Consider the following 26249-nt stretch of genomic DNA (forward strand, 5'->3'; position numbering starts at 1 on the left):
GGCGCTTGGTATGGTCCGGATGCATGACGAATCGGGACCGGATCCACAGGCGTGGGTCGCTGTGGCTCAACTCGGTGCCGGTGACTTACCCAAGCCAGGCGATCCCCGCCGCCGTGGTTCCCTACGCGCGGGAACGCTTCAACGAGGCCCTCGATCGGGCCGCGGGCAAGTCGCTCCCGGTTCGGCTGCCGGACGACGAGATGGCGCTCGTCCCCCTGTCCGACGACGCCGTACTTCCCGGACCGGAAGTCCAGTTCGATATCGCCCGGAATCCGAGGATGCTGTCGACGTTGGTGCGGGAGGCGGTGTTCCGGCACCTGCGCCACATCTCGGAGACGAGGGGCATCTACAGGGTCGTGGGCCGCAAGCCACCCACCGTGGAGACCCAGAAGGATTTCGGCCTCGTCCCGGAGAGCCTCGGCCTGCCGCCATGGCTGACGAAGCGCGTGGTCATCACGTTCGAGACCCGCGTCATCGAGCTCCCGGGCGCCGGTGCCACGGTCGTCCTCACCTGCGTCCAGAGGCTCCGCACCATCATCGGAGCGACCTGCCAGGAACTCACGGCCGCAGGGGTGGGACTGGTCGGATCCTACGTCTCCCAGTGGGCCGCGCGTCCCGATCCTGCCCTGGACGACCGCCTCGAGATCGCCGGTCGGGTGGTTTCGGTCGAAGAAGGGATGCTGACCCTCGCGGATCACGCGGGAGGCCCGGACCGGATACCGGCGGCCGAAGCGTTCCTCGAGCCGACCCGGGCCAACTTCGACTCGGTCGTCGAGGAACTGACGCAGAGGAGAGCGGAACGCATCATCGCCGAGATCTCCCGGCGGGAGGCGGACTGGCGCTGGGGAGAGGCGGTGCAGGAACGGGTCGAACGCGCGTTCGACTTCATCCGCAGCGCGAAGCTCTGGCTGGCCCGCGGCGTCCCTCTCGAACTGGGGCCCTTGCTGGGTGAAGGGGCGCCCTTTCCGCCAGCCCATCAGTTCGCCAAGCCGACCCTGTCCTTCGACCCGGGCGGAAGGCATTCGGACGCCTGGGCGCAGCGGACGCTGGACAAGGTCGGCCCCTACGACCGGCAGGTCTTCGAGGCGAAGCGGCTCCGGATCGCGGTCGTCTGCGAAGCGTCACAGCGCGGCCGGACCTCCGAGGTGGTCGCGGCCTTCCTCGACGGCATGCCAGACGTGCGTTCGTCCAAGGACCTAGTGCCTCACGAGACAGGCCTCGTGGGCCGCTTCCGCCTCCAACAGGCGTCGGTCGAGTTCTTCGAAGCGAGCGCCGCCACCGGGGAGGCCTACGCCGACGCCGCCCGGAGGGCGATGAGCGTGGCGGCCGAACGGGATCAGCCATGGAACCTCGGGCTCCTGCAGGTGCGCCGTGAATGGAAGGACCTGCCCGAGACCAGCAGCCCGTACTGGATGGCGAAGGCGACGTTCCTGAAGCGCGACGTGCCGACCCAGGCGCTCGCCACGGAGATGATGCACCTCTCGGCCTTCGAGCAGGCATGCGCGCTCGCGAACGCATCCCTCGCGACCTACGCCAAGCTCGGGGGCAAGCCCTGGCTGCTGCGGACAAAGGGTTCGACGGACCACGAGCTCGTCTTCGGCCTCGGCTCGAGCACCCGCAAGACGGGGCGGAAGGGCGCGGGGGAACGCGTCGTCGGGATCACCACGGTCTTCTCGAGCGAGGGCAACTACCTGCTGGACGCCCATACGGGCGTGGTTCCGTTCCAGGAGTATCCCACCCGCCTGACCGAGGTGCTCAGGAAGGTCGTCACGAGGGTTCGCGACGAGAACGCCTGGAGGCCGAGCGACAGCGTGCGGTTCGTGTTCCACGCCTTCACGCAGGTTCGGCGCGAGACTGCCGAGGCCGTCGTGCAGGCGGTCCGGGACCTGGGTCTGGAGCGCGTGACCTTCGCCTTCCTCCACGTTGCGGAGGACCATCCCTGGACCCTCCTCGACTTCTCCGCCCGCTCCGGGAAGGGGGCCTTCGGGCCGGATCGCGGGCAGGCAATCGAGCTCGGCGAACGGGAGTGGCTGGTCGCCCTCACGGGGCGCCAGCAGGTAAAAGCGGATGGCCAGGGGATCCCGGCCCCGGTGCTGCTACGGCTGCACGAGGATTCGACCTTCACGGACATGCTCTACCTGTCGCGGCAGGTATCCGACTTCGCGTGCCATTCCTGGCGGACCTTCGGGCCCTCCCGTGCGCCGGTCACCCTGCTGTACGCCGACGAGATCGCAAAGCAACTCGCAGGCTTGGAGCAGACTACCGCGTGGGATCGGGACGCCGTCACCGGCCGCATCATGCGCAGGCCCTGGTTCCTGTGAGCTCCGGGCCGAACCTCGCGGCGCTGCGCTCGGAGCTCCGGACCGTCCTGGCCGGGGCGGACCGGATGCAGGACCATCTACGAGCCTTCGTCCGATGGGTGGGAGGCGACAGCCTGGAAGTGGAACGGCTGCTGGCCGAGGCGGTGGCGTCGCTCGCCTCCGGGGCGCGCTCGTCGTCGGACGTTGGCACTCTCGGCTACGTGGCGGCGCTCGGCGGGCTGGACGACGCGGCTCGCGGCGCCATGGCGAAGGGGCTCGCCTGGCTTCGGGGCCGGGCCTGGTTCCGCCCTCAGCAGGCACCGACCTTGGAGGCGGACGGCGTCTCGGCGCTCGGTGTCGCCCTTGCGGCATCGGCGCTGGGCCGGGCCGGGTCCGAAGCGTGGCTCGGCCGTCTCATCACCAGGAGCGTCGCCCTGCCGGGCCTCCCGCCCTGCGAGCGCTCCCTGTTCGCGGCGGCGGCCGAGGTGCTCGGGGTGCCGGGGAGGCCAGCGCTGGACGCGATGGCGCCCGTCGCGCGCGTAGCGCTGGCCATCCGCGGGATCGGCCCGGGGCCAAGCGAGGCGGAACGGGCGGCGGCGTGGTCACAGGCACACCGTTTCTCGGGGGACGACCTTGTCGAAGCCACGCTGACCCTTGCGGCCCTCGACGCCCTCGCGGAGGTGAGCCTCCCAGCTAGGTTGGGCGTGGCCGAACCTGCTGATGTCGTGCGGCTGCTCGAAGGCGTCCACCGATCCATGCGTCGGTGGGCCTGGGACCAAGCTCCGCTCACGCAGCACTCCCGGACTGCGAGGTGGGACATCTCGAACGAGTACCACGTTCAGGACCTGCTCTGGGCCCTGCTGGCGCCTGTATTCCCCGACCTCACCGATGAGGAAAACCTTCCCTCGGTGGGGCAGAAGAACCCTCGCGCCGACCTCACGATCGCAAGCCTCGGCACGATCGTCGAGGTCAAGTTCCTCCGCCCCAAGGCGACCTTCCAGTCCATCGTCAGCGAGGTGGCGGAGGACGCGTCCCTCTATCGCACGGACCCCCGCTGGACGTCGCTCGTGGCGTTCGTCTGGGACGACTCCGCCCGGACCGAGGAGCACGCCACGCTCGTGAGGGGCCTCTGTGCCCTGCCCATGGTGGTCGGGGCAGTGGTCGTCCCGCGTCCCCGTAAGATGACTCCGGCGCCATCCGCCGACCCGGCCCCAGGCTCCCGAACCCGACGCGGGCCACCGGGCCCCGGCGTCCCCCGGGGCGAGGGTACGTGCTCGATCCCAGGTGACCAGGCGCGACCGCGGCGTGGCCGGAAAGCGGAGAGCCGGGTCGAGGTCCAGGGCGAGGCGCCCGTGGGGGCGCTCGGATTTCCGACGAGGCCCAGTAGCTCATCGGAGCCGCCCCGGTCGCCGCCAGGTTCCGGCGGTTCCCGACCGTCTCGGAACCGCCCTTAACAGCTCGCGCGAGGCCGGAACGTTTCGAAGCGCAAATTGTAGTGAAGTTCCGCGCGATCTGTAGTGATAAATCCTCGTAACGCCTTGATGGCAGTGCGCGATTCGGGCCCGAATCTAGAAAGAGAAAGACGGCCGGGATCGGCCCGGTTTTCCGGGCCCCGGGGCGAGGCTCTAGAGCATGGCCCAGGAAGGGTCTGTGGCGGCTGGACTGGCCTCGTCTTGGCCCGGCCCTGGTGGCCGCGCGGTGGCCCGCGCCCGGGAAGGCGATCAGGGTCTCTAACGACCAGCTCCGCCCGCGGCGGTTTCACTGCTGTGCGGCACCGGCGCTCCAACACCATGGAAGCCGAGTTGCCCGATCCTAGGTAGCAGCCGGTTGGGAAGCAGGAAGGACGGGATTTCGGCACGCCGGGCCCCGGCTCAAACTCGAACGGTAGAAATGAACCTGTCGCGGTCGCGGGATGTACCAAGCCCGGCTTCTTGGAGAGCGGCGACACGCCGGGGAGGGCCAGAGGACCTGCCGCGGCGCCAGATCTTACTCCTCAAGCTTCAGTGCGCTCGGTAGCGAGGCGCCTGCTACCCGGGGACGACCAGAGGGTCCATCCCTCGGGCTGGAAGCGCCTCATGACGGCGCCGCTGGCCTGCTCGTGGCCGAGTGCCTCGCCCGCATGTCCTTAGACGGTCCAGTGAAGCCTGACGCGCATCGAGCTCTTCACGCATGCCTACGAAATCTGCCAGGCACGAGCGGTATCACGCCAGCTCGGGGAGCAGGGCGGCTGGTCGGCGACTGCGCCATGCGCGAGCCCCTTGAGCGGCCCGGCTTGCCGAAAGCTGTCGTAAGGATTCCCGATCTCGAGCGATCCACCATCTATTTGTCGTTTCTCTCGTATAGGTAGAATTACAACCGAAACGGGAGACGTGCCCTTGCCCTTTCGACAATGTGCCTATCACAATAGGTTCCTATCATGATGGAGGGCGGGATGGCCAAAGATGGAAAGGGGGGGACGGATGCCGCAGGGCGGAAGCAGTTCCTCGTCCACATCGACGCCCACGTCATCCGTCGCGTGAAGATCCTGGCACTCGACAGGGAGGTCTCCGCCTCCAGCCTGGTCGAGAAGGCCCTCATCGAGTTCCTCGCCCGCAGCGCTGACGCGCGGCCACAAGATTGACCGGGAGACGTCCATGCTGCTGACCGTACGCGACTGCTGCGTGCCGCACGACCATGTCCTCTCGCCTGACGGACGGGCCGACATCGAGGACATCGCCCTCGCGGTCCGGGCCGCCGAGGCAGATGCTGAGGCCTTCTTCGACCGGAACCACGTCACCGCGGGCATGCGGCAGCTGTTCGAGACCGGCCTGGCCCGCCTCGACGGCAAGAGCCAGCAGGCAGACTTCCTGCTCGCCCAGGCCATGGGCGGCGGCAAGACCCACCTGATGGTGTCGTTCGCCCTGATCGCGAAGTCACCGACCGTCCGCGAGAAGGTGCTCGACGGAGCGGGCATCCGCATCCGGACCGGCTTCGGCGCCGCCCGGATCGTGGCCTTCTCCGGCCGCAACAACCCCGACCACTTTTTCTGGGGCGAGATCGCCACCCAGCTCGGCAAGGCGGACAGCGACTTCAGCAGGCATTGGCGGAACGGCCCAAAGGGCCCGGACGAGGCTGCCTGGATGGAGATGATCGGCGAGGAGCCGACGGTCATCCTCATCGACGAGATGGCCCCCTGGTTCCGCATGGCCCAGGCGGTTCCGATCGGCAACGGCACCCTTGCTTCCCATGGCGAGTACGCCCTGGCCAACCTGCGCGAGGCGGCGCGGAAGCTGCCTCGCTGCGTGCTCGTCGGTTCCAGCCTCACGGGCACCTACGGGGATGAGTCCCGGGCCCTCTTACAGACCTTCGCCAACATCGAGGGCGAGGCGAAGCGCGGCGCCAAGGTCATTGAGCCGGTCGCCGTCAATACGGACGAGATCTTCGAGATCCTGAAGCGGCGGCTGTTCAAGATGCTGGCTACCCCGGACCAGGTCGAGGAGGTCGCCCAGGCCTACGCCTCCGCCATGGACGAGGCGGTCCGCTCGCGCGCCGTGGCCCGGACCCCGGAGCAGTACGCCGAGGACATCCGGCGCTGCCATCCCTTCCAGCCGAGCCTGCGCGAGGTCATCGGCCTTTTCCAGAACAACGAGCGGTTCCGGAAGACGCGCGGCCTGCTGTCCCTGATGAGCGCCATCGTGCGGTGCGTGTGGCGCGAAGGCAGGCCGAACACCGTCCATCTCGTCGGCGTCCAGCATATGGACCTCAACGAGCCGGAGATGCGGACGACCGACCTGCCGTTCTCGGAACTCCTTCCGGCCATCACCGAGGACATCGCCCGGGGTGGGCAGGCCGTGGCCGAGACCGTCGACCGGCAGCTCGGCTCGGACGCGGGCACCCAGGCAGCGAACGTCATCCTGGCCGCGTCCCTGAAGCCCGACGTGGACGACAAGATCGGCCTGCCCGGGAAGCAGGTGGTCGAGTACCTCGTCGCGCCGGGCCGGACGGCCTCCGAGTTCGAGGCCGCGATCACCAAGCTCGAGGGTGGCTACCACCTCCACCGCGACCCGCGGGAAGGCAGGCTCTACTACTCGCCGAACGAGACCATCGAGAAGCGGCTCGCCCGGGAGGCGGAGAATGCCCCGGGCAACCGGATCGACGACGAGTTGGAGCGCCGCCTGTCCGACGCCTTCGTGCCCTCCCGCAAGAAGGCCTACCAGGGTGTGATGGCTCTCCCGGAGGTCGGGAAGATCGCGGGCGAGCTGACCCGGGAGCGCAAGCTCATCGTCATCAACCCGGACAGCGATGTGCCGCCGAAGCTGGCGGGCGAGCTGTTCATGGGGCAGCCGAACAAGAACAACTTCCTCATCGTCAACGGCTCGTCCACCGAGTTCGCCAACATCGAGAAGCACGTCCGGCGTATCTACGCCTGCGCCAGGGTGCTGGCCTCGTTGTCTGAGGACCACCCCAACCATGCGGAGGTCGAGAAGAAGAGGGCGATGGCGGAGTTCGACCTGACCTCCACCATCGAGGCCACCTACAACCAGGTCTGGTACCCGGCCTACGACGCGACCGTGAAACTGGTTCGGCTCGTGCCCGCGAAGCTCAGCCTCCGCTCGGCCCGCGAGGCCGGGAAGAAGCCGGAACTGCATGGCGAGGCCTCGGTCGAGGAGGCCCTCGTCGCCGCGGGCAAGCTCTACTTGGAAGTGGAGGGCGACGAGAAGGTGCTCGACACCCTGCTCGTGCGAGCCTCCGACCTTCTCTGGGGGAGCGACAAGCGCCTCTCCTGGTCGGACCTCCAGGCCCGGGCGCGGGAGGTCGGCCGGTTTCCGTTCCTGCCCCCCGGGGGGCTCGAGGCCATCCGCAAGCATGCCCTGACCAAGGACGTCTGGCGCGAGCGCGACGGCAAGATCCTCAAGGGGCCCTTCGAGCCTGACCGGACCCGCGTCTCGGTCAGCACCGAGTCCTACGACGAGACGACGGGAGAGGCGACCATTTCGGTCCAGGCGCTCGACGCCGGTCCGTCTCCGCGGATCCACTGGGCAGTCGGCTCGGTGGTATCGGAAGCCTCGCCCGAGCTGACGGAGACCCGGTTCAAGACGAAGGAACTGCGCCTATCCTTCCTGGCAGTGGATCCGACGAAGACGGCCCCGACCGGAGATTCGACGACCTGGAAGAACAGGATCACCATCCTGTTCGACGAGAAGCCCTCGGTGGACGGTCGCGAGGTCACCCTCGTCGTCGTGCCGTCCGCGGCGTCCGTCCGCTACACCACCGACGCCTCGTCGCCGAAGGCGTCCGGCCTGGAGTACGAGGGCCCGTTCGATGTCGCGGCCGACCAGGACGTGCACGTCCGGGTCGTCGCAGTGGACGGGGACATCGAGGCGGAGAACCAGCACCGCTTCGACCGCCGCGTCCGCGGCACCCGCGAGAGGGGTGGTGGAGGCGGCGACGTGACTGGGCCTCGCGTTCCGACGGTGCGCGAGCACGTGGACGAGCGTAGGCCTGCCCTGCTCACCTCGGCGAAACTCGCCTGGACCGCCACCAAGGGCACCTACGACGCCCTGGACGCCATCCAGGCCGCCTCGGCGTCGGCCGTGGGCAGGCGGATCACGGTCGGCGAGGGCGACAGGACCGTCATCATCGCGCTCGGCAGCGGCAGCAAGGTCACCGGCGACCATCTCAAGGGACTCCTGACCGCCGCCCGGAGCGCCCTGGAGGTCGAGGAAGCGCCCGCAACCCTCTCCCTGGCCAGCATCCGGTTTCCGACCGGGAAGGATCTCATCGGATTCTTGGAGGCGGTGCCCATCGACATCGACGATCCCCGTGACGCCATTCGACAGGGAGACGACGTTTGATGACCGGGCAGGAGGGCGGCCGCGCCGCCCCGAAGCCGCGGGCCGGATCCCGGTCGCGGCGCACCGAGGTGGAAGGGTTCGGCTGCCCGCGTACGGAGTGGCCTCACCATGTCCGCGTGGTAATTCCCGAGATCCGCGGTGGTGAGGTCCACATTGTCGAGGATTTCGGCGTGGGCGGGCACTCCGCTGGCCAGGGGGACGAGACGGAGCGCTGCGTTCTCCCTCGGGCCCGCTGGAACGCCATCGCCGACCTCGCTCGGCGGGAATTCAACGAGCGGCTGCGGTCGCTGGGCCTGCCCCCGGGCGCCTGGAAGCCCGGCGCGACCAAGGTCGAGCGGATGCTGGGTCAGGAGTTGATCCTGCTCGCCTGCGCGACTGCGGCTGCCGACGAGGCGGACGTCGCCGCGGTCGGGGCAAGCTGGGCCTCCCTCCGTCCAGAGGAACGCTGGTGGTTCGCGGGCTGGCTCCAGAGCCGCCCATCGGAACGAGTGATGCGCGGCGCCGCCTTGCTCCTATCGGGTGGCCCAGCCGAGCCCCGCGCTCCGCGTCCGGCTGCCCCGAAGCAGCAGGTCGCCCTGCCCCTGTTCGACACCCCTTCGGGGAAGCACTGAGCCCATGCCCATGGACACTGTGACTGCCACCACTCGTGGACCGGCCCCGTTCTCTCTCAAGGATGCTCCGGCGCTGATCGAGCGGGTGTTCCCCGCCCAAAAGGTGGGCATTGAGGCCCAGAAGGAGCGGAAGGCTGGAGCGGCGCAGACGCTCACCGCGCTAGGTTCTTACTGGAAGGGCCGCAAGCCGCTGGTCCTTGTGCGCGCCTGCGTGCTGGCCAGCCTGTTGCCCGCGACGGATGACCCAGAAGGGGACCTCGAACTTTTTGAGGCCCTGATGCGGATGGATCCCGAGGGCATCTCCCGCCGGGAGGCCAAAGTGACGGCGCAGCAGGTGTCCGCCTGTCGCTTCGTGGCGGAGGAGGCTAAGGCGAGGCACCTAGTTCGCGAGGACGAGACTGGGGCCTCGATCCCCGCAATATGGCGACGCTTCCCGGCCGAAGAAGGATTTAGCAAGGCTGAGCGCGCTCTTGCCCGGACTCGGTTCGACAAGGAGCGTGAAATCATCCGTGAGCAGACGCTCGCTGCCATGTCTTTCTCACAGCAGGTCGCGATTTCTGAGCGTGTGGAGCGCGTCGAGAACCTGCGCAATACGAACGACCCTCTGTACGCCGGTGTCTTAGCCAAGGCGAACGATCGTCTCGGCACCGATGCTACCACCCTTCCGGAGCTCGTCGAGCAGCTTGGATTGGCCCGGTTTGGCCGTCGTCCAGTCGTAGGCGATCCGTTTGCAGGTGGAGGCAGCATTCCGTTCGAAGCGACACGCATCGGATGTGACGTGGTGGCCAGTGATCTTAACCCGGTTGCTGCCATGCTCACTTGGGGCTCGGTGAATGTCATCGGGGCCGACGAGACACGGCGTGCGGAGATCGTGGCCGAGCAGGCCCGGGTGGCCCGGGAGGTTAGCGCCGAGATTGAGGGGCTTGGAGTAGAGCGCAACGAGAAGGGAGATCACGCCAAGGCTTATCTGTACTGCCTGGAGACGGTGGATCCCCGGACAGGTTGGCGCGTGCCGATGTCGCCCTCCTGGGTCGTAAGCCGAAGCCGCCGCTGCGTGGTCAAGCTGGTCCCGATTCACTTGGAGAAGCGCTTCGGTCTCGAGATCGTCGAGGATGCGTCTGCCGAGGAGATGGCTAAAGCCGACCTGGGCACCGCCCGGGACGGTTACTTGGTCTACTCGCTGTCGGCCATGCCCGGCGGAGACGAAGTGGAACACCGCATCGCAATTGCTCGCCTACGAGGCGACGGCGAGGGTCCACACCTGCCCGCAGGCGGCCGGGGCAATCGGCTCCGGCTCTGGGACCTTTCGGATGTAGCTCCACGCGAACCGGAATGGAACCCGGATGCCTCCCCCAGCCTCGCCGGATCACCGCCGGGAGCCTGGGTCGGCGGAGACGTCTGGCTGGAGAGGCTATACTCTATCCAATGGATAGACGGGAAAGATCTGGCAGCAGGAAAGTCCCGCCCGAAGACATTCTTCGCTACTCCGACCGACGCTGATCTAGCTCGAGAGGCGGCGATCCGGCGGATGGTTCAGGAGAACCTCGCCTCGTGGCAAGCGGACGGTTTGGTTCCTGACATGCCCATCGAGGCGGGGGAGAAGACCGATGAGCCCATTCGAACTCGGGGCTGGACCCATTGGCACCACCTCTTCAATCCACGGGCCCTGCTACTCCTGCGCATTTTGAAGTCATGCATCAAGCGGTCACCACTTGCATCGAGCATTCTGCCGAGCGTCACCGAGTGGGCGGACTGGCAATCCCGCCTGTGCCGGTGGGAGACGACCCTCCCCCGCGCGACTGGGGGTGCGATGGATGGCCCTCACAGTACCTTCTACAACCAAGCTCTCAACACCATCCTCAATTACTGCCTTACATCAAGCGTCGGACTTGACCTAAAGCTGAAGTTCTCGCCACAGCCGGTGCAGGGGGCGGTCGAGATGTCTTTGGTCACTGCACCGGTAACGGCGTTGAATAAAATGTCCGACCTTTGGATTTATGACCCACCTTACGCGGACGCGGTTCATTACCACGAGATCACTGAATTCTTCATTGCATGGCTACGGAAAAACCCACCCGCGCCTTTCGATCAGTGGACCTGGGACAGCCGCCGCCCTCTCGCTATCCAGGGCAAGGGTGAAAAGTTCCGCTGCGACATGGTCGACGCCTTTCGGACCATGGCGGAGCACATGCCGGACAACGGCCTGCAGGTCTGCATGTTCACGCACCAGGATGCGGGCGTCTGGGCCGACATGGCTGGGATTGTCTGGGGAGCAGGGCTAAGGGTCACCGCGGCATGGTACGTCTCCACCGAGACCACCAGCGAACTGAGGAGGGGCGGCTACGTCCAGGGCACCGTCCTGCTAGTGCTCCGCAAGCGTCAGGGAGACGAACGGGCCTACAAGGACGAGCTGGTGCTGGAGGTTCGCGGAGCCGTCCAACGGCAGGTGGATCTCCTGACCGGCCTGAACCAGCGCGCCCGGGCCCTCCAGCGGGACGAGAACCCGTTCAGCGATGCCGACCTTCAGATGGCGGGCTACGCCGCCGCGCTCGAGGTGCTGACCGGCTACACGCACATCGAGGGCATGGACATGACGCGGGAAGCCCTGCGGCCTCGGGTGAAGGGCCAGAAGGGGGTCGTCGAGGAGATGATCGCGCTCGCCGTCCAGACCGCCACCGAATTAATGCGCCCCGAGGGCATCGACGAGGGCATGTGGGAGCGTCTCGTCCCGACGGAGCGCTTCTGGCTGAAGATGGTCGAGGCCGAGTCCGAGCGACCCACGGGGAAACCGGAGGGACGGGTCGACGACTACCAGAACTTCGCCAAGGCCTACCGGGCGGATGGCTGGGCCGAGCTGATGGCCGACCAGACGCCGAACAAGGCGCGCCTGAAGGGGGCGGCCGAGTTCAAGCGGTCCCTGATGTCGGGACATCCCTTCGCGGGCGGGCTGGTTAGGCCCGTCCTCTACGCGGTGAACGAGCTGCGGGCGGCCGCGGAGAAGGAGGAGGATCCCGTCACGTCCGGCGAGCGCGCAGTCGCGGGGCTGCGCGAGAACCTCGGCTCCTGGGCCCAGCAGCGCCAGCGCGCCATGGTGATCGCCGACTGGCTCGGCCGGAAGCTGGAGCGCCAGCGCCCGGCCGAGGCCAGTGCGGCACGCACCCTGTCGGCGCTGATCCGGACGGAGAGGCTAGGCTGATGAAGGCCAAGGAATCCCGCCTGCTCGACTTCCTGCGGGCCTCGAACCAGTTCGTCATTCCCATCTATCAGCGGCCCTACCGTTGGGAGGAAGCCCAGTGCCACAAGCTCTGGGACGACGTCCTCAGGGCCGGGCGCAACAAGGACGGAATCGCGCACTTCGTCGGGTCGGTCGTCTACATCCAGGACGGGCTGTACAACGTCTCCGATCAGCCCGCCCTGCTCGTCATCGACGGCCAGCAGCGGCTCACCACCTTCATGCTGCTCATCGAGGCCCTCGCCCGGGCGCAGGGCGGATCCCCCCTCTCCGGCGACTTCGAGGCCCGGAAGCTCCGGCACTACTACCTGAAGGACACGCTCCAGGACGGGGAGCGGGCCTACAAGATGCTCCTCTCCGCCGCCGACCGGGTCACCCTCCAGGCCATCGTGGATGGGGCGGATCTGCCTGCCGGGCATAGCATCCGTATCGTCCAGAACTTCGAGCTGTTCCGGAAGCTGCTCCAGGGCGCCGACTTGGAGGTGGTCGCCCGCGGGCTGGCCAGTATCCTGATCGTGGACATCTCCCTGGAGCGAGGACACGACAACCCGCAGCTCATCTTCGAGAGCCTGAACTCCACCGGCAAGGCGCTCGGCCAGGCGGATCTCATCAGGAACTACGTGCTGATGGGGCTGAAGCCTGCCCTCCAGGACAAGCTCTACCGCGAGCACTGGCGCCCCATGGAGGTCGAGTTCGGCCAGGAGGCCTACGCCACCCAGTTCGATGGCTTCATGCGCCACTACCTGACCATGCGGACGGGCGACATCGCCAAGGTCGAGGAGGTCTACGAGGCCTTCAAGGAGCATGCCAAGGCCGAGGAGGCTGCCGGTCGCGACGTGGCCGCCGTGGTGGCCGACATCCATCGGGCCGCGGGGCTCTACTGCCGCTTGGCGCTGGGCCGGGGCGAGGATGACAAGACCCTCGTCGACGCCTTCAAGGACGTGCGCGAGCTCAAGGCGGAAGCGACCTTCCCTTTCCTAATGGAGGCATACGGCGACCATCGAGCCGGGCTCCTGGACAAGAAGGACTTCGTGGCCGTTGTCCGGCTCGTCGAGGCCTACGTCTTCCGTCGTGCGATCCTCGCGATCCCGACCAACTCCCACAGCCGGACCTTCGCGACCTTCTCCCGCGGGCTCGACAAGACGCGCTATCTCGGCGCCGTCTCGGCCCGTTTCCTCGGGCTTCCCTCGTACCGTCGGTTCCCCTCGGACGAGGAGTTCGAGGCGGCGATCCAGGTCCGCGACCTCTACAACACCCGCAACCGCTCCTTCTGGCTGCGGCGGATGGAGAACCACGGCCGCAAGGAAAGGGTGGCGGTCGAGGAATACACCATCGAGCACATCCTGCCGCAGAACGAGAACCTGTCGCAGGCATGGAAGGACGAGCTGGGCCCCGACTGGGAGAGCGTCCGAGCCGCCCGCCTGCACACGCTCGGGAACCTGACCCTCACCGCCTATAACTCCGAACTGAGTGACCATCCGTTCGCCGCGAAGCGGGACGCGGAATGCGGCTTCAAGCACAGCCCTCTCCACCTGAACGCGGGGCTTGGGCAGGTGGAGAAGTGGGACGAGGCCGCCATCCAGGCTCGTGCACAGCGGCTGGCGAAGCGCTCCGTCGAGGTCTGGCGGGCGCCTGCCATGGATCCGGCGGATCTGGCATCCTTCCAGGTCGCGTCCGAGCCGAAAAGCGAGTGGACACTGGCCGACCACCCGCGGCTCTCGTCCGGGCCCGTAGCGGCCCTGTACCAGGAGCTGCGCGGGCAGGTCATGGCGCTGAACCAGGCGATCACCGAGGAGTTCAAGAAGCACTACGTGGTCTACCGGGCCGAGACCCTCTTCCTGACCATGGTGCCCTTCGCCACCATCCTGAAGATCTACCTCAACATGCCCTTCGCGGAGATCCAGGACACCCGCGGCCTTTGCCGGGACGTGACCAACCTGGGACACTGGTCGAGCGGGGACGTGGAGTTCGAGGTCGATGCCCACAGCGACATGGCCTACGTCATGGCCCTGATCGGGCAGGCCTTCGAGTGGCAGATGGAAGACGCGGAGGTCTCGTGAGCGATACAGCCGACCTGCCGCCAAGCGTTCCGCAGATGCTCCCGCGGATCATGCGCGAACGCCATCCGGATGTGCTGGTCCGGCGGTCGGTCCGCGTCCTCGCCATGGTGGCCGAACTCCACAAGGCAGGCTTCCAGCGCCTGCGCGCGATGCCTTTCCCGAACAGCAGCGGGAGTGCGTGGCGTCTGTGGATCGCGCCCGCCACGCACTTCCACCGGAACCATGGCGCTCTCCTGTGGAGCCCGCAGCCCGGCAACCGGATCGAGGGAGTGACGCCTTCCGAGAACGAGCGCTTGGTCGCCCACTACGGTACCGGGCAGGCCACGGAGAGCCAGTTCTTCGAATGGCGCGATGCGGCCCAGGACGATGCCCGCACCCTGGCCGACAAGTTCGTCCACCGCATGCCCGAACTCGCCCAGGCTGGCCTGGGCTGGGACCACGCCTACGCAGGCTGGTTCCAGCGGGTGCTCGGGCTTGCCGAGCGTGGATGGTTGCCGGAGGTCTTCTCGAACAGCCATTCCCCGGGGCGCGATGCAATCTACCTCGTGGACCATCGTCCCGAGGCTTGGCGGGAACTGGACGCCGGGGAGCGGATGCCCGTGCTGCCGCTGCCCCCGCCGGGCGAGCTTGACCTCGACTACCCCGGGCTGCAGCCCGGGCACGGCAGCTGGCAGTGAGTACTCCGAACGGCGCGCTCGGCCAGATCGCGGGGTTGCGGCGGTTCTCCTCGCGCTTCGGAATGCCGTCCGACCTGTTCCTGAAGGACAGGCTGCGAGGGGCCCGGAGCTACGACCGCATCGCCGGGTACTTCCGCTCCTCCATCTTCGAGGTGGCCGGGGAGGAGCTCGCCTCCATCGGCCGGGTCCGCATCGTCTGCAACTCCGACCTTGCACCCCAGGACATCAGGGCCTCCCAGGAAGCCAGGACGAGCGCTCTGCTCCAGCGCATGTGGGCCGACGGCGCCGGAGAGGATTCGGTCGAGTTGGAGACCCTGCTGAGGGGGAACCGCTACGCGATCCTGAAGGAGATGCTGCGGGCCCGGGACGGTGACGGACAGCCGCGCCTCGAGATCCGGGTCGTGGACAAGCAGTCGGCCCCTCTCGTGCATGGCAAGGCCGGGATCGTCACGCTCGCGGATGGTCGCAGAACCTGCTTCATGGGGTCCATCAACGAGACCCGCCACGGCTGGAAGACCCATTACGAGCTGCTGTGGGAGGACGAGAGCCCCGAGGGGGTCGCCTGGACGCAGGCCGAGTTCAACTTCCTCTGGAACAACGGGGTGGACCTGCCCGACGCGGTCATCCAGGAAGTCGAGCGACGTGCCGACCGGGTGGAGATCCGCCTCAAGGACTGCCCGGAATGGTCCATCGGCAGTGCCACGGACCTGCCCCGGGCGGCCCTGGTGGAGTCCCCGCTGGCCCGCGCCGGGGAGGGTCTCCAGCCCTGGCAGAAGTCCTTCGTCGCGGAGTTCCTCCGCCACCGGGCGGTCTACGGGAAGGCGCGCCTGCTGCTTGCCGACGAGGTGGGTGTCGGTAAGACCCTGTCCCTGGCCACGGCCGCGCTGCTCACGGCCCTGATGGACGACGGTCCGGCACTGATCCTGGTGCCCTCCACCCTGACGCAGCAATGGCAGGTGGAGCTCTGGGACCGGCTCGGCGTGCCGTCCGCCCGGTGGTGGTCCGCGCGCAAGGTTTGGGTCGACCATCTCGGGCACGTCATCCGGACCAACGGCGCCGCCGACATCGTGAAGTGCCCCTATCGGGTCGCCATCGTCTCCACCGGCCTGATCATGCACGGCCGCGACGGGAAGCACGGCTGGAAGAACGAGGCGGGCGCTCTCATGGGTAAGCGGGCCCGCCCCGGAGAGGCGGCCTACGGAATCGTCGTCCTCGACGAGGGCCATCGGGCCCGCGGCGTCGAGGAGCGCGGCGAGGACGAGCGCCAGCCGAACAACCTGATGACCTTCATGCTGGGGATCGCGGAACGGGCGCGGCACGTCCTGGTCGGGACGGCGACGCCCATCCAGACCGATCCGCTGGACCTGTGGGACCTGATGAAGGTCATCGCGTCCGGAGCCGACCACGTCCTCGGCGACCACATGAGCCCCTGGCGGAACAATCCTCCGGCAGCCCTGGGCTTGGTGAGCGGACGGGAACGGCCGCGCGACGAGTCCAACGCTTGGCCCTGGCTGTCCAATCCTCTGCCACCCGCCAGCGAGCATCGCGTCTTCGACCACATCCGCTCCGATCTGGGCATCCCGAAGGAACGGTTCTCTGCCGGGGGCGCGTCCTACACGCAGCTCGACGACGTGATGACACGTGACGACCTGCGGGATCTGCTGGCAGGTGACGAGGACGGGCTGGGCTTCCTGCAGCGGCACAACCCGGTCGTGCGGCACGTCGTCCTCCGCCGCCGCAAGTCCCTTGAGGAGGCCGGGCTAATGAAGCCCGTCGCGGTCGAGATCCATCCGCGCCCCGACGACCCGAACCATCGCTCCCGCGTGTTCTTCGAGGCGAACGGCCGCGCCGTGGAGACCTCGCACACCCTCCGGGAAGCGTTCGAGGAGGCCGAGAAGTTCACGAAGGCCTTGATGGCCCGCAACCGCGGGGCGGGCTTCATGCGCAGCCTCCTGCTCCAGCGCATCTGCTCGTCCGTCCAGGCCGGTCTCGCCACGGCCCGGGCGCTCGGAAGTCAGCATCCGGAGCGCGAGGAGGTCCTGATCGAGGCTCTCGAGGACGAGGAGGCCGAGGAAGCCTTCCAGCCGCTCGCCGAGGCTTCGAGCACGGAGATGGCGGCCCTGAGGCGGCTGACGACGCTGCTCGAGACGGCCGTCGAGGAAGGCGAGGACCCGAAGTACGCGGTGGTCCACCACTACCTGCACGAACGTGGCTGGCTTCGGCTCGGGTGCATTGTCTTCAGCCAGTACTTCGATACCGCTGAGTGGGCTGCCCGGAGGCTGGCCCAGGATTTCCCGGGCGAGCCGATCGCCCTCTACGCGGGTGCCGGGAAGTCCGGGGTGTTCCGGGAGGGGCGCTTCAACGCCGTGGAGCGGGACGCCATCAAGGCCGCAGTGAGGGACAGGGCGATCCGCCTCGTCGTGGCCACGGACGCGGCCTGCGAGGGTCTGAACCTGCAGACACTCGGCACCCTCATCGACATCGACCTGCCCTGGAATCCGTCCAGGCTCGAGCAGCGGATCGGCCGCATCAAGCGGTTCGGGCAGGCCCGGGACAGCGTGGACATGCTGAACCTCGTCTACGAGGGCAGCCGCGACGAGGTGATCTACGAGAAGCTGTCCGCCCGCATGAAGGACAAGTTCGACATCTTCGGGCAGTTGCCCGACACCTTGTCCGACGACTGGATCGACGACGAGCAAGGACTCGAAAAGGAGCTCCGGAAGTTCGTCGAAGGTCGCCAGCGCGCCAACGCGTTCGACGCCCGGTGGGGGAACACGGCAACCGGCGCTTCCCTGTCTCCGGCCGAGCGCGACTGGCAGATGGGATGGCAGACCTGCACTGAGGTCCTGTCCCGGCGAGACATCGCCGAGCGACTGGGCGAGGGCTGGTAGTTTGCAGAACGGGCCACGGACGTGAACCAGATACGCTTCCAATAAGGGCTCTGCTCGAAGCGCCGATGCGCCAGAATCCTTTTTATACTACTTGGGATTATCTCAGCGGTTGACCCTGGCGAGATGGCGCTGGACGAGCCCTCCGAGTCCCGATGACTGCCCTCGGTCGGGCCCGTGGCGTCCCAAGCAGTAGGCTACATGGCCGCGGTGCTCGCCGTTCCCGAGACGTTGGGACAAGACGCGAGGTAGCCTGGACAGGGGAAGCGGTCCGGGGGAGATGCCGGGCATCGACTCCTCGCTCCTGCGTCGTCCGGAGGAGCGCGCGTCGCCCCCAGGACCGATCACCTGCGAGCAGCGGGCGGTCCGGCAGCAGTAGTTCGCGGTCCGGTCCTGGTAAGCTGTCGGTCCTAGAGGAGCCGCCGAGTTTCGGGCCAAGGTTCGGCCATCACGAAGACTTGGAGAGAACTGATGGTGGAACTGCACTTCTGGGCTGATTTCGGGATGGTTCCCGCGCGGCTCGTTATTCGAAGGGAGGGGTTCGACGCGGCGTTCGAGGCGTTCCGTGCCAAGGAGCGTGACGCCGGGCGGAAGGCCACTCATGAGACGTTCTGCGAGGACGTAGGGGTGAACGAGCGTGTACTCCGGCGGGCCCGGGACAGTCGTGCCCGGGACGGGCGGACCACGCTTCCGCGGCATCAGGTCGAGAAGATGGCTGAGCGCCTCGGCTGTCGGCCCAGCGACATCGTCGAGGATCCCGGCGAGGAGGAACGGCGGCGGAGGCTCGAGCGCGATCGCCGAGAGCTGGCGGCCTGGCCCGTGCCCCTGCGCCGGGTGGAGTCCTGGGTGGATCTCGTCGGCGACCTCGGCAACGCGGGGCGAATGGACTTTGGCTACGGCGACGATGTGGTCGACCTGGCGACGGCCTCGGCCATCGACGCCTTCGGCCTCGCGCTCGACTACGCCCGGAGAATGATGTCCACCCACCGGGCCGTCGCTGCCGCAACCCTGAAGGATGCAGCGGCTGATCTCGAGGCCCATGGCCTGCACGTCCTGGCCGGTCGATTCATGGGCCGCGGCCACCCGGGCCCGGACTCCCCGACGGGGGGACCGACGCTCCACCGCTCGCTGGTCTTCCGGATCCGGCGCGAGACCGAGGATCCGGCCTTCACCGTCGATCGCAGCGCCGAGCCGCTGTCCGTGTCGGACGAGGAGGACTGGTTCGTTGACGACGGGGCAGCGAACGACGCCTGGCTAAGCTGGGAGGGGAAGCGCCGCCTGGCACTGTGGCCTGAGAACAGCGCGGAGGATGGCGCAGCGTGATCCGCATCGGCGAGGTGCGGGAGTGTCGAGAGGTGAGGCACCGTCCCGCACTCGCCGCTCTGGGCCCGGAACCCGATCGTTCCCACACCCCGTCGGGCTCTACAGCGGGGTGATAACGCCACCAGCCCGGGGGCGGCTCGGGGGAGCACGCATGGTCTTGGGCTGGGAAGGTTCCACTCCGAGACCCGGACAGGACCCCGGCTCGCCAAGCCAGCCGGGGCGCCGCTGACGGCCCGGCAAGCGCCGCTCCCGAGTCATGTCCTTCGGGCAGGCGCCCGGCGGCCCTGCGGCTCAGGCCGCTGCCTGAGCAGGCACCCGCACAACAGAAGCCGCCGGGAAGATCTCCATCCACGCGGCCGTAAGTGCCAAGTCCTTTTCCGGCACCGGCCCCCGCACCCTTGGCAGCTTCGGCGTGTTCGGGTCCAGGCAGTTCAGGCTGCGCACTGACACGCCGACCGTGCAGTTGGGGCTATCCCAGGTCTCGTGCCGGATCGGGAAGCCCAGGTGCACGGCAGCCGCGATGTAGGCGCCGTTGGGCACATATCCGTGGACGCCGGTGGCCGCATCCCGCTCGGCATCCCACCACCGCTCGACCTGGTGCTTCTGCTCGTAGCTTGTGGACCGGGAGTGCGGCCTGCTGATGCGGTTCGCCCGGGACAGAAATTCCAGGCACTTGGCGAACTCGGCAAGGCCGACCTTGTCCAGCAGCCCCAGACGGCTCTCCCGCAGCTTCTCCATGCCCTCGGGGCTGGCAAGCATCTCGGCCTTCCGCCGCGGTGACCAGTAGCCCGTCTTCCAGAGGCCGAACCTGGAGAGCACCATGCCGTTCGGATTAAGTTCAGGATGCTTGGCGAGGATCGCGCGCATCCAGCAGGCGAGGACCGCGATCTCCAACTCGGACAGGGTACCGGTCCAGCGGACATCCTGCCGGAAAAGGTGCCCCCGTTTCGACAGGAACTCCTCGAACCTTGCGCCGTCCGTCCGGAAGCGGCGGGCCCCGGAGGCGAGCGCCTCGCGCAAGGCGGCGTTGGAGCCGAATCCCAGCCCCCGGGCGACTGCCTCGGCACGGTGAGAAGACTTCACGGCGGGAAGGAAGCGCGCGACCTCGCGCTTGATGGCCTCAACTTCGGCTTGGTCGATCTCGACGAACATGCTCGCCCTCTGAAAGCTGAAGGACCGCGGTTCGCCGATTACGCCAGCGGCCCCGCCCATCGGGAGCAGTTGCCGGAGGAAATCCGTTTCGTAGCTGATTGCCCGGCGTCTGACCCGGCGACAGGTCGGTGGTGCCAGTGACCGGATGACAGCCTGCCCCAGGCGAGCGGCAGAGCGCAAGGGCCTTGTACCAGCAGTGATAGGCCATGGGGCCATCGGTTCGGCCAGTGACAACGAACGGGTCTGCCATTGACGGTGGGCGGCAGGTAGTCGCGGCCGTCGACCGGGGCACGCTGGCGATCGGCCTGATGCCCGGCATGCCGATCCCGGTGCCCTCGCCCATGTCCCCGCGCTCGCCATCCACGATGCCAGACCCGAGGGTGAAGCCTCAGCACTCCACGTCTCCGCGGCCTGGACGTGCCGCTGCGAGCCCCTGGTCGCCCCCGACCTACCGGACGGCCTTCTTGACGTGACGGAGGACACCAACTTCCACGGCCGCGAGGCGGCGCTCCTGGATGACCCACTCGGACGGCTGTCGCGCTCCGGACCAGCGGAACGGGCCCGCCGCAGTAGGGGGGAGGGATGTCATGTCGCCCGGGGAGGAGGCCTTCCGGCCTGCGACCACCCCCGGCTACGCTGCGGATCCTGCCGGGCATCGTCCGCAGCCTGGGCGCACTCGGCCCGAAGACGGCAGGCCAGTTGGGGCCGTACCCCGGGGCGCCTCGCGCGCCTGGACGTTGCTCTCGGCGTCGCTGGCGATGCCCGCTCTCGCGCTCTGGTCCTCGGGGTCTGCAGGGGCCGGGCGACCGTGCCGAACCGCGTTCGCCACCTCCCGCAGGCGGGGCCGGTTCCACAAGGAAATGTTCCGATGTAAGTTCGTTGCCGATGATCTTCAGGGCCGCGACGCTGGACGATGCGCTCAATCCGCTCGTCTCCCGCCTGCTCAGGAAGGGCGAGGCTATCCTGGCGGGGAAGGGCAAGGCGCGAGAGTTCACCGGCGTGCTCGTGGAGTTGTCCGATCCCAGAGCCAGGCTCAGCCGAACGGAGGATCGGGGCGTCCTCTTCAGCCACCTGGGCGAGACGCTCTGGTACCTGTCCGGCTCCGACCGCCTCGATCACATCGAATACTACATCCCGAAGTACCGGGATTTCATCAAGGCGTCGAAGCAAGCGGTGAGGGCGCCAGGAGCGTACGGGCCGCGACTCTTCGGAGGTGGCGAGAAAAGCCAGATGGCGGAGCTGCTGAGCACGTTGAACCGCAAGAAGGGCAACTCGGACACCCGGCAGGCTGTGGCACAGGTATTCGCCCGCTCGGACCTGAGACCCGGGAACGGGGATGTCCCGTGCACGACGACTCTCCAGTTTCTGCCCCGGAAAGGCAGGCTGCACATGATCGCCACGATGCGGTCGAACGACGTCTACCGGGGATTCCCGGGTGACGTGTTCGCCTTCACTTTCATTCAGGAGCTCGTCGCCAGGACGCTGGACTTGGAAGTAGGGACCTACAAGCACTTCGTCGGCAGCCTTCACCTCTACGACGAGAACATGCCGAAGGCCCTCGACTACCTGAACAGAGGTTTCCAGACCCCGATGAGCATGCCCGCGATGCCGACCGGAGATCCTTGGGCTTCCGTGGCGTGGCTGATCAAGGCCGAACGCTCGATTCGGCTGGGTCAACCAGAACCCGATGCTGCAGGGATCGAAGACTACTGGCTGGACCTCGCCCGCCTTCTCCGCATCAAGGTCCTCGCCAAGGACCAGGACATGAACCGCCTGGAGCAGGAGAAGGACAAGATGGCCAGTCCCTTCTACGGCTCCTTCATCTACGATCGTCAGGTCACCGTCATGCGGAAGAAGGAAGCCCAGCCGGATCTGCCCGGACTTCCGGCTACCGTCCGGGAGAGAAAGGCATGACACCCCGCGACAAGATCCGAGCGCGCAAGCTGGCGCAGGACATCGTGCGCTACCAGAAGAACACGGGCCCCCTTCCGGGGCTGTCAGGTGCCGGGGCCCTGGATGCGCTGGTCGCGCAATTCATCGACAGCCTGCGCCGAATCGAGTTCGCCAACCACATCCGCGACGTGCAGCACGATCCCGCGCGAATGGATCCTTCCTCCCCGATGTTCGATCCGCTCCGGGCGGCGGTTCTGCGGAACAGGCGTGGCGAGACGGACGAGGCCTGGTGGCTGGTCTTCATCGGTACCCATTTCGGCAAGCATTCGAAGGACGAGTGGCGGCTGGCCCGGGACGTCTACGGCAGGCTCGGGCAAGGGGGGCGGTGGGACTGGGCGACCATCTCGTCAAATCCGGCCGCCTTCCAGGCGTGGCTGGCCATCAACGAGGCGACGTTGCGGGGAGCCGACGGCGTCTCCCGTCGCTTCAGCAACCATCGGAAGTACGAGAGCCTCAAGGTGGCTTCGGTCAATGGCACGGCCGCGATCTTCGCCTCCTACGTGAGGTGGGTCGGGCCGCCGAGGAGGCACGCCGACATGGTGCGCGACCTTCACAAGGACGTCGGCCAGAACCCACACGACGTCTTCGCCGCCCTTTACCGTTCCATGGATGCCGTGAAGCGCTTCGGACGCTTGGGAAGGTTCGACTTCCTCGCCATGCTCGGGAAGCTCGGCATCGCGCCCGTGGAGCCCGGTACGACCTTCCTGAAGGGCGCGACCGGCCCCATGGCCGGTGCCTGCCTGCTGTTCGGCGGAGCGCCGCGCGCGGCGATGAAGGCCAAGGATCTGGAGGCACGGCTGGTCGACTTCGGTCGGGCGACAGGTCTCGGCAGCCAGGTCCTCGAGGACGCCATCTGCAATTGGCAGAAGAGCCCGGACCGCTACGTCCGTTTCAGGGGATGAGGCGGTCCGCCTCGATCTGGTCCCAGGCGTAGCGCCGCTTGAGGTTGTTGAGCCGGTCGTCCATGGGTACCCGGCCCTTGTGCTGCAGCTGCCCGACGATCAGGCCCGGGGCGACGCCCGCCTTCCTGGCGAAACGGATGATGGCATCCTTCCCCGGGTGCAGGGCGAGGAACTCCGCGCGGCTTCTGGGTGGAACGAGCATCGTCTCGGCGAACTCGTTCGCCTCGCGCTCCTCGTCCGAGCCGGTCTCGCCGCTCCCCTCTAGGAAGAGCTCCTCCCGCCCATGCAGGAGCAGATGGCCCGCCTCGTGGAAGAAGGTGAACCAGAACTGGTCGTCGGACCTGTAGCGGAAGCTCAGCACCATCATCGCCTTGGTCGGCGACACGAACCGTGTCGCGCCGCTGGCAGGACATCCCCGGGGCGTCCTCGCGACGACAACCGCGACGCCGACTTCGGCGCAGAGGTCGCGCAGCAGGGGAAGGAAGGTGGCGGGGTCCTTCTTCCAGGTCATCCGTCGGACTGCGCCCAGCCGGTCCCTGAACGCCTCCCTGTCCCATGGGGCGCACGGGGTAAGGCCCGCGACCAGCTCAGCCCAGCGCAGCCAGGCGGTGACGGCGCCGGGATCGGTCCGGGCAGCCCCCGACATCCGGAAGGCGGCGGCGGCCGTCGCCCCGGAGTAGCGGACCTGCCAGGCAGCCACGTCAGGGACGCCGAAGAACCTCAGGCACTCCTCGGCGGCTTCGCCAGGGGAGCGCGAGTTCCTGATCCAGCCCAACGCAGCCATCTCGCGTACCGGAAACTGCTTCAGCCAGGTTTCGCGCTCCGCGAGCGTCTCGCGTCGTCGGATCCGCACGACGTCGGAGCGGTACTGCGCCTCCCTTGCCATCCAGAACCCGCGCGACGAGCCGAGATATTCGGACACCCGCGCTGCCAGTCCGTCGTCCACCTCCTGCAATCCGAGGAGCAGACGGTGAACGGTCTCCAGGCTCTCGCCGAGCGCCTCGGCGAAACCCTCCCGGGACAGAGAGCGGGCGGTGAGGATGGCGGCCATGGTGGCACCCGGCGGGACGGCCCAGTCCGGCTCGAATGCCTGCGACGCGCCGCTTTCAACCATGGGTCTGCTCGATCCGCTGGATGAGGATCCGCCCCACGCGGGGCCAGTCGGTCCCGCCGTCGGCTGCCCTGAGTGGCTTCTGATGATTGGCTTTGATGGTGATGGTCAGCCCTGCGCCCACGGAGATAGCAGCCTCGTCGCTCATGTCGTCGCGGAGGGGAGATAGCGCGAGCAGGGGGACGTCGCCCAGGCTGTCCGCGGCGCGCATGTCCGCGAGGCGTCCCCTGAGCAAGTTACCGGCCTCGGCCCCGTATCGCTCGTCCATCGCTTCCCCGCTCAGGCAGACGGTTCGCAGAGCCTTCGTCCGGAAGGCGATTTCCATGGGTTCGGACGCGCCACCACTCGATATTCGGGGCATCGTAACACGTTCGACACCGATTCGTCCGGGACGAAGTCGCTCGGTTCCGTGCCGGACGGCACCGAGCGGCAGGAAGCTACTCTTCCTCCACCTGCCGTGTTCCACGACGTGGGAGTAGGGCGGTGGAGAAGTTGTCGAGCGTTTCGTCCCGGATCCTAACCTGCTCCGGGATGCCCTCCCCGGTTCCCTTCTCCCGCAAGTAGTCCTCGACGGATCGGATGGCGGACAGGGTTACGAACCGTTCAGCCTTCGCCGCTTCGACCCCGCGGCGCGTGAGACCACCAGCCCCCCGCCGCCCGCCTGCCGCAGGTGCATGGGAAGGGGAGTAGATGTACGCGATCCTCCCCGACCTCCAGGCACTCGATGCTGAGTCCTTCCACATGAAGGACAGGCGGACCCGGACCGGAAAGTCTGGCTCCTGCATCCCGGGGGACTGCTCGACGCGGAAGATCTGTTCCTCTCTCTCCTCCTCGTCAGCCCGTTCCCTCGTCCTCTCCACTGCCTGGAGGAGTTCCTGTCGTGCCGAGAGAGCCTCCTCGCGGGCCCGGTCCCGCAGCGATCCCGTCCGGCCGGTCGTCGCCTTTCGCAGATGGTCCTCGAGGTTCGCCAGCCGTCCAGCGACGTATCGTCCGGCATCGCGGAGCCGGGCCAGCGGTGTGAGCCGAGAGGTGTCCTCGCGATCCAGCGCCTCCTGTGTGACCGCAGCCACTCTCGCCGGTTCGACCGCCCGCAGGGCGGTCCTCTCGTCGGGGCTGAGCCTCAGCTCGTTCAAGCGCATTCTGGTCGGTCTCCCGGGCCTGCACGGCCCCGCCAAGCCACCTGCCGAGGATGACAGGTTCAGCCCGGCGCCGCATCCGGCGACACCGCCACCGACAGCCGGATCCCGCGCAGGAGGCCCGCGTCCTCGGAGAGTGACTCCGCAGGCGGCAGGAGAATGGGAGAGGGCGCACCCATCCTTGACAGCTTCTCCAGCATGCTGGCGGCCGTGATCGGACCTGGCACTCGGGATGCCGTCTTGCCCTCCTCCGAGGCACCGGCTCCGAACGGGATCTTCGCGGTCCCCTCCGGCTTCGGCAGGGCGGGCAGACGCGCCCTCCGCAGCCCGCCCAGCGAGTGGATTCCGCTCACGGGAAGGGCTTCCCGGGTTTTCCCCGGGGCTCGAGGATCGACCTTCCAACGTGTGAGGATGCAGGAACGTTCCGGGCTCGTCTTGTAGTGAAGTTCCGCGCGATCTTCTTGTAGTGAAGTTCCGCGCGATCTGTAGTGAAAATGCCCCATAAGATATTGTAATTGCTCCGCGATTCGGGCCCGAATCTAGAAAGGAATAGGAGGGTGTCCTCGGACCGGCGTTCCCCCTCGTCCTGGTGCTCCCGGGGAGCAGGACGGCGGACCTCGGACGGAGTTCTCCGGAGCCTCTCCTGCGGTGATCCCCGGACATCCGGTGGCAGGCGGAGAGGTGGAGGAGGTCAGGTCCTCGGCGGAGAGGCGGAAGGACTGGCCTGGCCGCTGCGACGGTATCGCGAACGGGCGGAAGAGGCTGCCACCGGACCCTGCCGTTCTGTCCGTGAACGCGGTCCGGCTCGCCCTTCCCGCGGCTCGGCCGCTTCGTGGAGGATCTCGAAGCGTGGACGACCTGAAGCGAGGGTGAGCGCGACCCGGATCGCGACCGCGCTGGGGCGACCGTTCGGCCGCAGGACCGCCAAGGCACGCGTAGGGGGGCCCGAGAGAGCGCCCGCCTACATCACCAGCCCCGCGGAGCCGCTCGGACCTGCCCCAGGGCACTCCAGGCCTTCCACGCACGATATTTGAGGCTCTGCCAACCACGTCCGCCTCCTTGACCCGCTC

Annotated in this window: 17 protein-coding genes; 12 read left to right on the top strand and 5 right to left on the bottom strand. The window is 67.7% G+C overall.

Annotation, left to right across the window (positions count from 1 at the left end):
* The first annotated feature begins 23 nt into the window (after positions 1–23).
* The 10 genes from ACP6CK_RS17380 to ACP6CK_RS17425 all read left to right on the top strand — a co-directional run bounded on the left by ACP6CK_RS17380 (position 24) and on the right by ACP6CK_RS17425 (position 18925).
* Positions 24–2321, top strand: coding sequence for an argonaute/piwi family protein (locus tag ACP6CK_RS17380; RefSeq protein WP_426954560.1), 2298 nt, complete (start codon positions 24–26; stop codon positions 2319–2321).
* Positions 2318–3754, top strand: a complete 1437-nt coding sequence (locus ACP6CK_RS17385) for a hypothetical protein (protein ID WP_426954561.1) — start codon at positions 2318–2320, stop codon at positions 3752–3754. Before ACP6CK_RS17380 ends, ACP6CK_RS17385 begins: the two co-directional genes overlap by 4 nt.
* A gap of 977 nt (positions 3755–4731) precedes the next feature.
* On the top strand, positions 4732–4920 hold the full coding sequence (locus tag ACP6CK_RS17390; RefSeq protein WP_426954562.1) for a hypothetical protein: 189 nt from the start codon (positions 4732–4734) through the stop codon (positions 4918–4920).
* A 13-nt stretch (positions 4921–4933) separates the two neighbouring features.
* Positions 4934–8134 (top strand): DUF499 domain-containing protein, encoded by a 3201-nt coding sequence (locus tag ACP6CK_RS17395; RefSeq protein ID WP_426954563.1) that lies wholly within the window; start codon positions 4934–4936, stop codon positions 8132–8134.
* The gene (locus tag ACP6CK_RS17400; protein ID WP_426954564.1) at positions 8134–8745 is read left to right on the top strand and encodes a DUF3780 domain-containing protein; all 612 of its coding nucleotides are present in this window, start codon (positions 8134–8136) and stop codon (positions 8743–8745) included. The genes ACP6CK_RS17395 and ACP6CK_RS17400 overlap by 1 nt, the downstream gene beginning before the upstream one ends.
* Before the next feature lie 10 nt (positions 8746–8755).
* Positions 8756–11941 (top strand): anti-phage-associated DUF1156 domain-containing protein, encoded by a 3186-nt coding sequence (locus tag ACP6CK_RS17405; RefSeq protein WP_426954565.1) that lies wholly within the window; start codon positions 8756–8758, stop codon positions 11939–11941.
* Entirely contained in the window at positions 11941–14037 is a 2097-nt protein-coding gene (locus ACP6CK_RS17410) for a GmrSD restriction endonuclease domain-containing protein (protein WP_426954566.1), read from the top strand. The genes ACP6CK_RS17405 and ACP6CK_RS17410 overlap by 1 nt, the downstream gene beginning before the upstream one ends.
* Positions 14034–14714: a hypothetical protein gene (locus ACP6CK_RS17415; protein WP_426954567.1), complete on the top strand. Its 681-nt coding sequence runs from the start codon at positions 14034–14036 to the stop codon at positions 14712–14714. The genes ACP6CK_RS17410 and ACP6CK_RS17415 overlap by 4 nt, the downstream gene beginning before the upstream one ends.
* The gene (locus ACP6CK_RS17420) at positions 14711–17605 is read left to right on the top strand and encodes a phospholipase D-like domain-containing anti-phage protein (RefSeq protein ID WP_426954568.1); all 2895 of its coding nucleotides are present in this window, start codon (positions 14711–14713) and stop codon (positions 17603–17605) included. The genes ACP6CK_RS17415 and ACP6CK_RS17420 overlap by 4 nt, the downstream gene beginning before the upstream one ends.
* A 468-nt stretch (positions 17606–18073) precedes the next feature.
* On the top strand, positions 18074–18925 hold the full coding sequence (locus ACP6CK_RS17425; protein ID WP_426954569.1) for a hypothetical protein: 852 nt from the start codon (positions 18074–18076) through the stop codon (positions 18923–18925).
* A gap of 291 nt (positions 18926–19216) precedes the next feature.
* Here the strand turns inward: ACP6CK_RS17425 and ACP6CK_RS17430 are convergent, their stop codons facing one another.
* Positions 19217–20077 (bottom strand): hypothetical protein, encoded by an 861-nt coding sequence (locus ACP6CK_RS17430; protein WP_426954570.1) that lies wholly within the window; start codon positions 20075–20077, stop codon positions 19217–19219.
* Positions 20078–20962: 885 nt separating this feature from the next.
* Here ACP6CK_RS17430 and ACP6CK_RS17435 point away from each other — a divergent pair.
* Entirely contained in the window at positions 20963–21991 is a 1029-nt protein-coding gene (locus ACP6CK_RS17435) for a thymidylate synthase (protein ID WP_426959933.1), read from the top strand.
* Entirely contained in the window at positions 21988–22932 is a 945-nt protein-coding gene (locus ACP6CK_RS17440) for a hypothetical protein (RefSeq protein WP_426954571.1), read from the top strand. The genes ACP6CK_RS17435 and ACP6CK_RS17440 overlap by 4 nt, the downstream gene beginning before the upstream one ends.
* Here ACP6CK_RS17440 and ACP6CK_RS17445 read toward each other — a convergent pair.
* The 4 genes from ACP6CK_RS17445 to ACP6CK_RS17460 all read right to left on the bottom strand — a co-directional run bounded on the left by ACP6CK_RS17445 (position 22922) and on the right by ACP6CK_RS17460 (position 25532).
* Positions 22922–23983, bottom strand: a complete 1062-nt coding sequence (locus tag ACP6CK_RS17445) for an ImmA/IrrE family metallo-endopeptidase (protein WP_426954572.1) — start codon at positions 23981–23983, stop codon at positions 22922–22924. The two genes, ACP6CK_RS17440 and ACP6CK_RS17445, sit on opposite strands and share 11 nt — an antisense overlap.
* A gap of 55 nt (positions 23984–24038) precedes the next feature.
* Positions 24039–24368: a hypothetical protein gene (locus ACP6CK_RS17450; RefSeq protein ID WP_426954573.1), complete on the bottom strand. Its 330-nt coding sequence runs from the start codon at positions 24366–24368 to the stop codon at positions 24039–24041.
* A gap of 112 nt (positions 24369–24480) precedes the next feature.
* Positions 24481–25182 carry a hypothetical protein gene (locus ACP6CK_RS17455; RefSeq protein WP_426954574.1) on the bottom strand — a complete coding sequence of 234 codons (702 nt, stop codon included), beginning with the start codon at positions 25180–25182 and terminating at the stop codon, positions 24481–24483.
* A gap of 59 nt (positions 25183–25241) precedes the next feature.
* Positions 25242–25532 carry a hypothetical protein gene (locus tag ACP6CK_RS17460; RefSeq protein ID WP_426954575.1) on the bottom strand — a complete coding sequence of 97 codons (291 nt, stop codon included), beginning with the start codon at positions 25530–25532 and terminating at the stop codon, positions 25242–25244.
* Positions 25533–26249: the final 717 nt, after the last annotated feature.

The organism is Muricoccus radiodurans (assembly GCF_050154705.1).
Taxonomy (GTDB): Bacteria; Pseudomonadota; Alphaproteobacteria; order Acetobacterales; family Acetobacteraceae; genus Roseomonas; species Roseomonas radiodurans.

Excerpts from the sequence above, each read along its gene's own strand:
- ACP6CK_RS17380 (WP_426954560.1), top strand. The coding sequence starts at position 24 with ATGACGAATCGGGACCGGATCCACAGGCGTGGGTCGCTGTGGCTCAAC.
- ACP6CK_RS17390 (WP_426954562.1), top strand. The coding sequence starts at position 4,732 with ATGGCCAAAGATGGAAAGGGGGGGACGGATGCCGCAGGGCGGAAGCAG.
- ACP6CK_RS17395 (WP_426954563.1), top strand. The coding sequence starts at position 4,934 with ATGCTGCTGACCGTACGCGACTGCTGCGTGCCGCACGACCATGTCCTC.
- ACP6CK_RS17400 (WP_426954564.1), top strand. The coding sequence starts at position 8,134 with ATGACCGGGCAGGAGGGCGGCCGCGCCGCCCCGAAGCCGCGGGCCGGA.
- ACP6CK_RS17405 (WP_426954565.1), top strand. The coding sequence starts at position 8,756 with ATGGACACTGTGACTGCCACCACTCGTGGACCGGCCCCGTTCTCTCTC.
- ACP6CK_RS17410 (WP_426954566.1), top strand. The coding sequence starts at position 11,941 with ATGAAGGCCAAGGAATCCCGCCTGCTCGACTTCCTGCGGGCCTCGAAC.
- ACP6CK_RS17425 (WP_426954569.1), top strand. The coding sequence starts at position 18,074 with ATGGTGGAACTGCACTTCTGGGCTGATTTCGGGATGGTTCCCGCGCGG.
- ACP6CK_RS17430 (WP_426954570.1), bottom strand. The coding sequence starts at position 20,077 with ATGTTCGTCGAGATCGACCAAGCCGAAGTTGAGGCCATCAAGCGCGAG.
- ACP6CK_RS17435 (WP_426959933.1), top strand. The coding sequence starts at position 20,963 with ATGATCTTCAGGGCCGCGACGCTGGACGATGCGCTCAATCCGCTCGTC.
- ACP6CK_RS17440 (WP_426954571.1), top strand. The coding sequence starts at position 21,988 with ATGACACCCCGCGACAAGATCCGAGCGCGCAAGCTGGCGCAGGACATC.
- ACP6CK_RS17445 (WP_426954572.1), bottom strand. The coding sequence starts at position 23,983 with ATGGCCGCCATCCTCACCGCCCGCTCTCTGTCCCGGGAGGGTTTCGCC.
- ACP6CK_RS17450 (WP_426954573.1), bottom strand. The coding sequence starts at position 24,368 with ATGGAAATCGCCTTCCGGACGAAGGCTCTGCGAACCGTCTGCCTGAGC.
- ACP6CK_RS17455 (WP_426954574.1), bottom strand. The coding sequence starts at position 25,182 with ATGCGCTTGAACGAGCTGAGGCTCAGCCCCGACGAGAGGACCGCCCTG.